General features: G+C 62.7%; 10 protein-coding genes and 2 pseudogenes. 7 read left to right on the top strand and 5 right to left on the bottom strand.

Annotation, left to right across the window (positions count from 1 at the left end; translation table 11 throughout):
• Window positions 1-7: 7 nt before the first annotated feature.
• The 5 genes from FJW03_RS07050 (at window position 8) to FJW03_RS07030 (ending at window position 5688) form a co-directional block, all read left to right on the top strand.
• Complete coding sequence (locus FJW03_RS07050; RefSeq protein ID WP_140762139.1) at window positions 8-1648, top strand: N,N-dimethylformamidase beta subunit family domain-containing protein; 1641 nt, start codon at window positions 8-10, stop codon at window positions 1646-1648.
• 1 nt (window position 1649) lies between these two features.
• Entirely contained in the window at window positions 1650-3035 is a 1386-nt protein-coding gene (locus FJW03_RS07045) for an aspartate aminotransferase family protein (protein ID WP_140762142.1), read from the top strand.
• A gap of 4 nt (window positions 3036-3039) precedes the next feature.
• Window positions 3040-3969 (top strand): 3-keto-5-aminohexanoate cleavage protein, encoded by a 930-nt coding sequence (locus FJW03_RS07040; RefSeq protein ID WP_140762145.1) that lies wholly within the window; start codon window positions 3040-3042, stop codon window positions 3967-3969.
• Window positions 3970-4159: 190 nt separating this feature from the next.
• Window positions 4160-4663, top strand: a complete 504-nt coding sequence (locus tag FJW03_RS07035; RefSeq protein ID WP_181173195.1) for a GNAT family N-acetyltransferase — start codon at window positions 4160-4162, stop codon at window positions 4661-4663.
• Window positions 4660-5688: a histone deacetylase family protein gene (locus FJW03_RS07030; protein WP_140762150.1), complete on the top strand. Its 1029-nt coding sequence runs from the start codon at window positions 4660-4662 to the stop codon at window positions 5686-5688. The genes FJW03_RS07035 and FJW03_RS07030 overlap by 4 nt, the downstream gene beginning before the upstream one ends.
• A gap of 15 nt (window positions 5689-5703) precedes the next feature.
• On the opposite strand, the pseudogene FJW03_RS07025 reads toward FJW03_RS07030, so the two are convergent.
• The 3 genes and pseudogenes from FJW03_RS07025 to FJW03_RS07015 all read right to left on the bottom strand — a co-directional run bounded on the left by FJW03_RS07025 (window position 5704) and on the right by FJW03_RS07015 (window position 8559).
• Window positions 5704-6883 (bottom strand): annotated as a pseudogene (locus FJW03_RS07025) (cysteine desulfurase-like protein).
• A gap of 48 nt (window positions 6884-6931) precedes the next feature.
• Window positions 6932-7982: pseudogene (locus tag FJW03_RS07020) on the bottom strand (aldo/keto reductase).
• Window positions 7983-8097: 115 nt separating this feature from the next.
• Complete coding sequence (locus FJW03_RS07015; protein ID WP_140762155.1) at window positions 8098-8559, bottom strand: hypothetical protein; 462 nt, start codon at window positions 8557-8559, stop codon at window positions 8098-8100.
• A gap of 384 nt (window positions 8560-8943) precedes the next feature.
• On the opposite strand from FJW03_RS07015, the gene FJW03_RS07010 reads away from it, so the two are divergent.
• Window positions 8944-9108, top strand: coding sequence for a hypothetical protein (locus FJW03_RS07010; RefSeq protein ID WP_140493788.1), 165 nt, complete (start codon window positions 8944-8946; stop codon window positions 9106-9108).
• 52 nt (window positions 9109-9160) lie between these two features.
• Here the strand turns inward: FJW03_RS07010 and FJW03_RS07005 are convergent, their stop codons facing one another.
• The gene (locus FJW03_RS07005; RefSeq protein WP_140762158.1) at window positions 9161-9667 is read right to left on the bottom strand and encodes a DUF1993 family protein; all 507 of its coding nucleotides are present in this window, start codon (window positions 9665-9667) and stop codon (window positions 9161-9163) included.
• A 142-nt stretch (window positions 9668-9809) separates the two neighbouring features.
• Here FJW03_RS07005 and FJW03_RS07000 point away from each other — a divergent pair, with 142 nt between their 5' ends.
• The gene (locus FJW03_RS07000) at window positions 9810-10862 is read left to right on the top strand and encodes a DUF1176 domain-containing protein (protein ID WP_140762161.1); all 1053 of its coding nucleotides are present in this window, start codon (window positions 9810-9812) and stop codon (window positions 10860-10862) included.
• A 32-nt stretch (window positions 10863-10894) separates the two neighbouring features.
• On the opposite strand, the gene FJW03_RS06995 is transcribed toward FJW03_RS07000, so the two are convergent.
• A complete protein-coding gene (locus FJW03_RS06995; protein ID WP_140762163.1) occupies window positions 10895-11782 on the bottom strand; it encodes an alpha/beta hydrolase family protein in 888 nt (295 codons plus the stop codon).
• Window positions 11783-11809: the final 27 nt, after the last annotated feature.

The following is an 11809-nucleotide window of genomic DNA, read 5'->3' as shown; positions in this document are numbered from 1 at the left end:
CACGCCGATGACCAGACTACCCACGGAATTTCCCGATTTCGGACTGACGGAGGAGCAGCGTCGCCACGCGGTGCGCGGCCATTACTACGAGTGGCCCGGGATGGACGGCGATCCCGGCGAAATCTGGTGCTACAGCGACCGCTTTTCCTATCGCGCCGGCGAGACAGTGACGCTGCATGTCAGTTCGACGGCTCCATCGTTCAACATGACGATCGTCCGCGACGGCGGCAGCGAGACGACGGTGTTCGAGAAATCGGGCATCGCGGCGCGCTGGCAGGAAAGTCCGGATCAATGCTCGGCGGAGGGTTGTGCTTGGGAAGCCTCGTTCGAATTGCGCGTGGGAAATGACTGGCCGTCCGGTGCCTATCGGGTGACGCTCACCGCCGACGGACGCGGTGGCAAGCCGATCCTTTGCCACCATTTGTTCATCGTCTCTCCCCGACCCGGGAGAAAGCCCGACCGCGTGCTGCAGGTGGCGGCGACGGGCACCTGGCTTGCCTACAACACCTGGGGCGGCTCGAACCACTATCAGGGCATCACCGGGCCGGATCGCAACCAGTACTCGCCAATCGTCTCGACGCAGCGCCCCTGGTGCCGTGGCTTCGTCGTGCTGCCGCAGGATGCGCCGCGCGTGCCGCTGGAGATCGCCGTGCCGCCAAAGACGGTGCCGCGCTATCCGCATATGGAATGGGCGCTCGCCACTGGCCATTCGAAGAAATACGCCTCGTCGGGCTGGGCCAGCTACGACAGCCATTTCTTTCGCTTCGCCGAACGCGCCGGCTACGGCGTCGATCTCGCCAGTCAGCACGATCTGCATTTCTCGCCCGAGATTCTCGACGGTTACGACTGCGCCGTCTTCGTCGGCCATGATGAATACTGGACCTGGGAAATGCGCGACGCCGTCGATCACTATGTCGAGCATGGCGGCCATGCGGCGCGCTTCGCCGGCAATTTCATGTGGCAGACCCGCCTTGAGGAGGAGGGCCGCCGGCAGGTCTGCTACAAGTACCGCGCCCGCGCCGAGGACCCGGCCTATCGCGGTGGCGACGTGACCCGCGCCACCAATTCCTGGGAGGCGCCGGAAATCGGCCGGCCGGGTTCGGCAACCTTCGGGCTCAATGCAACACGCGGGCTTTACGCCGGCTGGGGCGGCTGCGCGCCGCGCGGCGTGCGCGGCTTTCCGGTCTATCGGCCCGAGCACTGGGCCTTTGCCGGCACCGGCATCTATTATGGCGACCTGTTGGGCGCCGACAGCCATGTCTATGGCTATGAGGTCGACGGGCTGGATTTCGAGATACGCGGCGGCCTGCCCTACCCCACCGCGACCAGCGGCGCGCCTGATGGATTGCAGGTTCTTGCCGTCGGCATGGCATCCCAGGTCGAGGAAAGCGCCGACATTCCGATCGAGGACCAGTTCCTCACCGACGAGGATGGCCGCTTCAGCGCCGAAACGCTCTTCGGCGACAGGAGCGACGCCAACCTTGAAAAAGTCAAACGCAGCAACGGCATGATCGTCAACTTCCCACGTGGCAAGGGCGAGGTGTTCCACGCCGGAAGCTGCGAATGGGTCGCCGGCCTGCTAAGACAAGACCCCATGGTCGAACGCGTCACCCAGAATGTCCTCGATCGCTATCTCGGAAAGTCCTGACATGTCGAAACTCCAGACTGCCGTTCAAGACGCCGACGCCCGGCGCCAATCTCATCTGTTCTACCTCTCCAGCCTGCGCCGGCCGTTGATCGACCGCGCCGAAGGCATCTACATGTGGACGCAGGACGGCCGCCGCTTCATCGACGGATCGAGCGGCCCGATGGTTGCCAATATCGGCCATTCCAACCGCAATGTGCTGGACGCCATGAAGCGGCAGATGGACCGCGCCACCTTCGCCTACCGCCTTCATTTCGAGAACGAGCCGGCGGAAGAACTCGCGCGTGAACTCGCGGGAAAACTGCCAGAAGGCATGGACCGTATCTTCTTCGTCTCGGGCGGCTCGGAAGCGACGGAATCCTGCATCAAGCTGGCGCGGCAATGGGCCGTCGCCACCGGCCAGGGCGGCCGCTGGAAGGTGATTACCCGCTTCCCGTCCTATCACGGTGGCACGCTGGGTTCTCTCTCGATCACCGGCGACGATGCACTGGCCGAAACCTTCGAGCCGATGATGCGGGTGATGCCGACGGTGCCGGCCCCGACCGCCTGGCGCGACCGCGACAATCTTTCGATGGAACAGCGCGGCATCCGCTACGCCGACATGCTGGAGGAGAAGATCCTGGCCGAAGGCCCGGACAGCGTCGTCGCCTTCATCATGGAGCCGATCGGCGGAGCGGCTACGGCAGCGCTTGTGGCACCGGACAGCTATTATGCGCGCATCCGCGAGATCTGCGACCGCTACGGTATCCTGCTCATCCATGACGAGGTCATGAGCGGCGCCGGCCGCACCGGCAAATTCCTCGGCGGCGACCATTGGAACTGCAAGCCCGACATTGTCGCGCTGTCGAAAGGGCTGGGCTCGGGCTACGCGCCACTCGGCGCGCTGGCGGCGCCGATGCGGCTTGTACAGCCGCTGCTCGCTTCTGGCGGCTTCCAGCACGGCCACACCTATGCTGGCAATCCGCTGGCCTGCGCCGCCGGGCTTGCCGTGCTCGGCGAAATGGACCGCCTCGACCTGATCGCCAACGCGGCTGCCATGGGCGATGTGCTGATGGATGGGCTGAAGGGGCTAGCGAAGCGCTTCCCCTTCATCGCCGATGTGCGCGGCAAGGGCCTGCTGACCGGCGCCGAGATGGTTGCCGATCCCGAGACGCTGAAGCCGATCGACCAAAGCAACAAGGCCACGCAGCGGCTGCTCGACCTTGCCTATGAGCGCGGGCTGATCATTTATGGCCGCAAGGTCAAGGGCGGTGTCGACGGTGACAATTTCATGGTCGCGCCGCCGATGATCGTCACCGGCGAACAGGTCGGCGAGATCATTTCCATCATTGGCGACTCGCTGGAGGCGTTGGCTTCCGAGCTCGACCTGCCGGTCGAAGGCCGGGGGTAACGAAATGGCGCCGCGAAAAGTCATCATCACCTGCGCCGTCACCGGCTCGGTGCACACGCCATCGATGTCGCCCTACCTGCCTGTGACGCCGGACCAGATCGCGGCTGATGCGATCGCGGCCGCCGAAGCCGGCGCCTCGATCCTGCATCTGCACGCCCGTGACCCCGGGGATGGCCGGCCGAGCGCCGATCCGGACATCTTTATGCAGTTCCTGCCGCGCATCAAGCAGGCGACGTCGGCGGTGATCAACATCACCACCGGCGGCTCGTCGCTGATGACGCTCGACCAGCGGCTGGCGGCGCCACTGAGGGCAGAGCCGGAAATGTGCTCGCTCAACATGGGCTCGATGAATTTCGCGCTGTTCCCGATGCTCGACAAGCCACGGGAATGGCAGCACGAATGGGAGCCCAAGCTGCTGGAAGCCACCCGCGACACCATCTTCAAGAACACCTTCGCCGACATGGAAGGTGTGATCGAGAGACTGGGCAGGGGCTGCGGCACGCGCTTCGAATTCGAGTGCTACGATGTCGGCCATCTCTATTCGCTGGCGCATCTCCACGACCGCGGGCTGGTGTCGGGGCCGCTGTTCATCCAGTTCGTGCTGGGCATTCTGGGCGGCATCGGCGCCGATCCGGACAATCTCATCCACATGAAGCGGATCGCCGACAAATTGTTCGGCGACAGCTACCAGTTCTCCGTACTGGCGGCCGGCCGCAACCAGATGCCGCTGATCTCGATCGCTGCGGCGATGGGCGGCAATGTCCGTGTCGGGCTGGAAGACAGTCTCTACGATGGCCGTCAGCTGGCGAAATCCAATGCCGATCAGGTGCGCCGTATCCGTGGCATTCTCGACGGACTGTCGCTGGAAGTTGCCACGCCGGCCGAAGCGCGCGAGATGCTGGCGCTCAAGGGCGGCGACCGGGTGGCGTTCTGATGTTGGCGCCAGGCACCCCCCTCTGTCCTGCCGGACATCTCCCCCTCAAGGGGGGAGATCAGATGTCGCCTGCGCCTTCGCCAATTCCCGATGTTGCAAGGAAGGCGCCATCGGCGACACTGCCAATCTCCCCCCTTGAGGGGGAGATGTCCGGCAGGACAGAGGGGGGTGCCTTGGCGCCATCCCTGTCGTGAGCGGCATCCTCATCCGCCCCGGCCGGATCGACGATGTGGACGCAATCCACGCCGCGCTTCTTAAACTCGGTACCCATATCGGCGCGCATCAGGAGATCACCTCAACCGCTGATGATCTCCGCCGCTACGGCTTCGGCGAAAAGCCGGCCTTCTCGACCCTCATCGCCGAGATCGACGGCGAATTCGCCGGCCTCTGCCTCTATTTCCCGATCTTTTCGACCTGGATGGGCCGGCCCGGCGTCTATGTACAGGACCTCTATGTCGAGGACCGGTTCCGCGGCCGCAAGATCGGTGAGCGCCTACTGCGACGCGTCGCTGCGGAATGCCGGAAAGAAGGCGGCGTCTATCTCAGGCTCTCGGTCGATACGGATAATGAGGGCGCCAAGGCCTTCTATGAAAGGCTGGGCATTGCCTGGTCGAGCTATGAACAGACGCAGAAGATCATCGGCGAGGCCTTCCTTGCGTTTGCCGACGCGCCGGAGAATGGAGAGCAGGAATGAAAGCCTTCTATGCCGAGGAGCAGAAGCGCCATGATCCCAAGGCCTTTCTTTCCAGCGGCGCGCCGCAGCCCAATCCGGAAAAGCCGGAGCGCGTCGAGATATTGTTAGCCGGCGCAAAATCTGCCGGCTGCACGATCGAACGGCCCCGCGATCATGGGCTCGGTCCGGTCTCGGCGGTGCATACGCCTGAATATCTCGACTTCCTCGAGCACATTTTCGCGCGCTGGCAGCGCATTGAGGGCGCCTCGGCCGAGGTGATCCCCAACATCCACCCGATCGCGCGCAGCGGCTCCTATCCGGCCTCGGCGGTCGGTCAGGCCGGTTACCACATGGCCGACACCGCTTGCCCGATCTCGGGCGAAACCTGGCATAGCGCCCTGTGGAGCGCCTGGAGCGCGGTCGACGCCGCCGAGGCGGTGATGGCTGGCGCACCGGCCGCCTATGCGCTGTGCCGCCCGCCCGGCCATCACGCTTTTGCCGACGTCGCTGGCGGCTTCTGCTTCATCAACAATTCGGCCGTTGCGGCCCAGGTGTTGCGCAAGCAGGCCGCGCGCGTGGCCATCCTCGATGTCGATCTGCACCATGGCAACGGCACGCAAGGCATCTTCTATGCGCGGCCCGACGTGCTCACCGTCTCACTGCATGCCGACCCGGTGCGCTTCTATCCCTTCTTCTGGGGCCATGCCGACGAGCGCGGCGAAGGGCCTGGCCTCGGCTATAATTTCAACCTGCCGCTGCCACGCAAATCCGCCGACGCGGCATTTCTGGAAGGGCTTGCGGTGGCGTTCCAGCGTATTCGCGCCTTCTCGCCCGACGCGCTGGTCGTGGCGCTCGGCCTCGACGCGTTCGAGGGCGATCCGTTCGGCGGACTTTCGGTGACGACGCCAGGCTTCTCGCGCGTGGGCGAGGCCATCGCCGGTCTCGGCCTGCCGACGGTCATCGTCCAGGAAGGCGGCTATCTCTGCGACGCGCTCGGCGACAATCTCACCGCCTTCCTCACCGGTTTTGGCGGCAAGGCGCGGTGACAGTTCAGGCTCGCATCAGGAGCGCTGCTGCCTGAGCATGGCGATCACGCGGTGCACGCTCTCCAGCGTCTCGTCGATCTCAGCCGCCGTGTTGTAGTGCGCGATGCCGATACGCACGACGCCTTGTTCGGCCGGAATGCCGAGTTGTTGGACAATCTCCCAGGCGTAGTTGTGGCCGGACCACAGGAAGATGTTTTCGGCGTTCATCTGCCGCACGATCGTTTCCGGAACGATACCTTCGACGGTGAAGGAGACTGTCGGCACCCGATCACCGAGCCGTTTCGGATCGGTGATGCCGTGGATGGTCAGGCCTGAAATGTCGGACAGGCCATCGATCAGCCTTTGCGCCAGCGGATTTTCATAGGCGATGGACACTTCGAACGCCCTGGCGATTTTTTGCCTTCTCGAGCCGCCCTCGCCCGCCGCCGCACCCAGCCCGGCAAAATAATCGACCGCGGCCGTGAGACCGGCCATCAGTTCGATCTGCGGCGTGCCGAGTTCGAAGCGCTCCGGCAGACCGTTGGACGAACAGCGGCATTTGTAGGCTTTCAGGCCATCGATGACGTCGCGCCGACCCCATAATATGCCCATATGCGGGCCGAAGAACTTGTAGGCCGAGCAGATCAGGAAATCGCAGCCGAGATCCCGCACGTCGATCAGGCCATGCGGCGCGAACTGGACGGCATCGACATAGACCAGGGCGCCGGCCTGTTTTGCAAGTTGGGTCAGAGATTTGACCCTGTTGATCGAACCGGTGAGATTGCTGGCGTAGTTCAAGGCGACGAGCCGTGTCCTGCCGGACAGCAGACCGGCCAGTGTCGCCTCCTCCACCTGCCATGCGGGTGAGGATGATCTCGTCGCCCGGGTTCAACGTGCGGCCGAGTGTGCGCGACATGTGATAGGTCAGCGTCGTCATGTTGGCGCCGATGATGATTTCCTGCGGGCTCTCCGCACCAAGGAAATCGGCCATTGCCTGATGCGCTTCGTCGACGACTGTTTGAGCAGCGACCGTCGTTTCGAAATAGCCGCCGAGATTGGCGTTTGTGGTCAAGAGGCAGTGCGACACGGCGTCAGCGACAGTTTGCGGCACCTGCGTGCCGGCCGGATTGTCGAGATAGATGCGGCGGCGACCCTTGTCAGTCAGTGTGAGGGCGGGAAATTTTCCACGCACGGCCTCGATCGAAAAATCCACCATCATCTCCACCCTTCTATTATGCCTCGATAATTCTGCAACCGGTCCCGATCAAGGACAGGGATTGCCGACCCACCGCCTTCTGCATCTCTTCGGTCCACACCACATCGACGGATGATAGTGCCATCTCCAACTGCGGAATGGTTGTCGCGCCGATGATGTTGGAGGTCACGAAGGGACGGCTCGATACATAGGCATTGGCAAACAGGGCCGGCTCGAACCCGAAACTGCGCGCCAACTCATTGTATTCGAGCTGCGCTTCGGCCGCATTCGGTGTCTCATAACGCTGGCCACGGTTGAACAGCTGCGAGCGCGACCCCGGCGGGCGCGCGCCATGGTCGTATTTGCCGGTCAGATAGCCCTGCGCCAGCGGCGAATAAGCGAGCAGCGACACGTCCTCACGCTCGCAGACCTCGGCGAGATTGACCTCGAAGGTGCGGTTGACGAGATTGTAGGCGTTCTGGAGGGGCGCGACGCGCGGACCGATTCCTTTGTCGGTCTCCGCAAGGAAGGGCATCACGCCCCACGAACTCTCGTTCGACAAACCGAAATGGCGGATTTTTCCAACCTTCACCAGTTCGTCGAACACCGCAAGCGTCTCGGCGACCGGCGTCTCGCCAGCCGGCTCGCCGGCCGCGTCGGCACGACGCGCCACGGCGCCGACGCGTGTTGGGTTGGCGCCCCACGGGATGTCGCGTTCCGGCCAATGGATCTGATAAAGGTCGAGATAGTCCGTGCCGAGCTTGGCCAGCGACTTGTCGATGGCGTCAAAAATATCGGCCCTCACCAATTGCGATGGCCGGCCGCCGCGAAACCAGTTGTTGGCGGTGCGACCGACGACCTTGGAGGCGAGGATCACCTTGTCACGGTTACCTCTCGCCTTCATCCAACTGCCGATGATCTTCTCGGTCCGCCCCTGTGTCTCGGCCTTGGGCGGAATCGGGTAAAGTTCGGCGGTATCGATGAAATTGACGCCGCGCGAAAAGGCCAGATCCATCTGGGCGTGGCCCTCGGCCTCGGTGTTCTGCTGGCCCCAAGTCATGGATCCCAGGCAAATCTGGGTAACAAGAAGATCGGTCCGACCGAGACGGCGTTTGTGCATGAATTTTCTGCTCCGGAGGGAAAGCGTGCGCGGCCGCGCGGGGAGGAAATCGCACCTTACAGGAAAGCGGTGGCGCTCTCCAAGTCTCGCAAGGCCGACTTTTGAGTCGAGGCGTTTAGCGGCGCACGCGGGCTACGGCGCGGCGCTTGGCCTCGTCGATCAGCATGTTGGCCACCTGCATGCGGACCATGGCGCGCTGGCGCAGATGCGGGGCGACACGGTCCGGATGATTGGCGAAGGCAAAGCTGCGGCGCATGCGTCCGAAATCGGCGGCGCCCTTGGGCTGGTCCAGTCCCAGTTCGGCTGCGATCGATTCGGGGTCGATCGGCGGCAATTTTTCCTCGGGTTTCGGTTCCTCGCCGGCCAGTGCAAGCCTGGCGTGGTCCAGCAAGGCGGCAAATTCGCTCGCCAGATCGGCACCTGCCTCGCGATATTCGGCGGCGGATACTTTGATGCGGCCGGAATGGAGTTCATCCGCCACCGAGAGATAGTCGAAGGGAATGGACGGACGCGTGCCCGCCTCGTCGTCCTCTGTGCCGTCACCCTTTTCGGAGGCCACGAAGAGGTCGTCGAGCAACGAAGCGAAATCACGCTTGGCGCCGGTAGCGATGTCAGCCTCCCCCTTGCCCGACTGTTCCGTTATCAGAACATAGAACCGGCTCGTTAAAAATAAATGCCACCGGTCTTGATGAATTTAGCCATTCGGAGGATCGCACCCGGTTCCCAACAAAAGCCGGACTGCACTTTCGTGCAGCCCGGAAATTCGCCAGGAGTGCCGAGGAAAAACTGGCCACGTGCCGGCGTCCAAGCCTACGATTGTGCGGCGCGAAAGTTTCACCGGACCGCGAAGAAATCTCATGAAAATCATCCCGAACATGGCAGGCATGCAAATGCTGCACTGCACAATTGTCACGATTCACCTATATTGGGATTCGTGGAGGACCAATCGGGAGCCTGAACCATGGGTTTCTTCACTGAAATGTTCGCCCGGCCACGGCCACAGGAACATCTGAGATACCGCGCGGCACTTGCGCTGCTTCATTCGATGAGCAATGCCGACCGCGCCGATATCGGCATCAAGCCAGCCGATTTTCCGCGCATCGCCCGCGAAATGTCCGTTCGCTAAGCTGGTTGTGAGATGTCCCGGGTCGATCCGGGACATCTCAAGACCTCAATCCTCAACGCGTTCCGAGGAATGTCGCCTTGCCGAGCGGCACGCCATTGTGGCGCAGAATGTCGTAGGCGGTGGTGAGGTGGAAATAGAAGTTGGGCATGGCCAGATGCAGCAGATACTGCATGCCGCCCATCGTGGTTTCACGTCCGCCGAGCTTCAACTCGATCGTCCTTTCGTCGGAACCGTCGATATCGGCGGCCGAAAACGTCGCCAGATGCGCGACCGTCCTGGCTATCCTCGCCTCGAGGTCGGCAAAGCTTGCCTCATTGTCCTCGTATTTCGGCACTTCGCGGCCGGCCAGCCGCGAGGGCGCGCCTTTGGCATGATCGGTCGCGATCTGCACCTGCCTGGTCAAGGCGAACATGTCGGGCGCCAGCCGCGCCGTCAGAAACACCTGCGGGTCGATCTTGCGGTCAAGTGCATTCTGTTCGGCAGCTGCCAGAACACTGGAAAGTGCTTTCAGCCTGGCCGAGAACACCGGCACGGAAGCCTCATACATCGATATGGTCACGTCAAATCTCCTGTCCGGTCTAAGCGCCGTCGCGAGGAGCTAGCGCCTCAAGGCGCGATTCTTCAAGCGCCATGAGCGCCGCGTCACCACGCCGCCGCAATCGCAATGGTAGAATCTGCGTTATCGAACGCGGAGATTCCCGATGAGACGCGTCCTTCTCGCGGCGACTGCCCTTCTCTCCCTTGCCGCCGTCGGCCATACGGCACGTGCCGCCGGCGATGCTCCCGAAACACCCTATCTCGACGACCGGTCGAGTGCCGAGGCGGTTATCCGTTCGCTCTACAGCGCCATCAGCCGGCACGAATTCGCCCGCGCCTGGGGCTATTTCGGCGATACAAAGCCGGCTAAGGATTTCAACAGTTTCGTCAAGGGCTATGACGGCACCGACAAGGTCGAGGTCGCGACCGGTGCGGTTTCAGACGAGGGAGCCGCCGGCAGCATATACTATAACGTGCCCGTCGCCATCCGTGCCACGGACAAGAACGGCGGCGAAAAGGTCTTTGCCGGCTGCTACACGCTGCGCCAGGTGAATGCCCAGGCCCAGGCGGAGCCGCCTTTCGATCCCATCCATATCGAGAAAGGCGCGCTGAAACCTTCCACCGCCGATTTCGAAGGGGCGTTGCCGCCAAGCTGTGGCGACGGACCGCCGCCGCCCAAGAAGGACACCGCGCTCGAACAGACCAAGAAGGCTTTTCTGGCGACGTATGGCGACCAATGCGACAAGAACCTTTTGGCCAGCGAGCCGGAAACTTTCTCGATCAAGTACAGGGACAAGGATGCGGCCGCCAGCGATCCCGACCGGGAAGCGCGGCTTTTCCATTTCTCCTGCTCGGTCGCCGCCTACAATGAAAACTCCATCTACTACATGAGCGACGATGTATCAGGAGTGCGGCAGTTGCAGTTCACGGAGCCGGAGATGGATATCCGCTACGTGAACAACGACAGCGAGGGCAAGGTCGAATCCATGCACATTGTCGGCTTCCGGACGACAGGCTGGGCGACCAATTCCAGCTATGACAAGGATGCCCACACGATCACCACCTTCAACAAATGGCGTGGCGCTGCAGATGCCTCTTCGTCGGGCACCTATCTGTTCCGCAATGGCGATTTCTCGCTGGTCCAGTATGATGTCGACGCGTCCTATGACGGCGAGCAGAACCCACAGACCGTCGTCGACTACAACACCGCGCCCTGAAATGTCGGTGGGCTTCTCCCAGCCAGCGGCGGTCAAGGTGACTTCGACAGCATCCAGTTGAGCGTTCCCCGCCAGTCGGCCATGCGGATCGGCGTGCCGTGCGTGCCGGTCTCGAAACGGACGAAGCGGGTCGGATAGGTCTTCGATTTGGCCAGGATCGAGCGGAAGAAGGCTTCCTGATTGGCGACGGGAAAGACCACGTCGTGACTGCCCTGGCCGAAGAACACCGGCACGCGGCGTTTGAAAGCGGGGCTGGCGAAAAAGCTGTCGTCCCACAGCGAACCGAGCAGCAACAAGCCGTCGATGCGGGCGCCCGTGTCCTTGCGTCCGGCAAGCTTCCAGCACAGCGCGCCGCCCATGGAGCCGCAGGCGACGAAGATCTTCGCGCCCGGAGACTGTTCGGCATAGTGATCGATCAGGGCCGCGACCTGCGCGGCGCCCTTGTCGCCGAAATCGGGGAAATCCGGAGAGAGATAGAGGCCGCCATTGCCGGCCATCAGGTTCTTGATGCGGTTGAAATTGCCGCCGAAAGTGAAGTCGTCGACGCCCTGCTTGCGGCTGCCGCCCTGTCCGTGCAGATAGAGCACGATGATGGCAGCGCCTTGCGTCTTGCCGACGGCGACATGCCTGACATCGCCGGCGTCCGTCTTCAGCATCAGATCCTGCTGCACCTTGCGTACGCCGGTATCGGCATATTGCGGATGCACGCGTTTTTCCGGCACCTCGTCGCGCTGGTTGATGTCGCGCATTTCGCGGTAGTCGATGACCGTGTAGGCGCCATTGGTGTCAGACGAGAGCGTGGCCGGATAGGCGAAGAGATCGTCCTTGAAGGGTTCTAGTTCAAGCGCATTGGCGGCACTGCAAAGAGCGAATGTCGCGACCAGAAGGCCATGGAGCGGGGAGAGGATACGAAAAGCCATACCTCAGCCATGCGTACTACAGCTTGG

This window comes from Mesorhizobium sp. B4-1-4, from assembly GCF_006439395.2.
Classification (GTDB): domain Bacteria; phylum Pseudomonadota; class Alphaproteobacteria; order Rhizobiales; family Rhizobiaceae; genus Mesorhizobium.
This window is presented reverse-complemented; position numbering and strand designations above follow the sequence as displayed.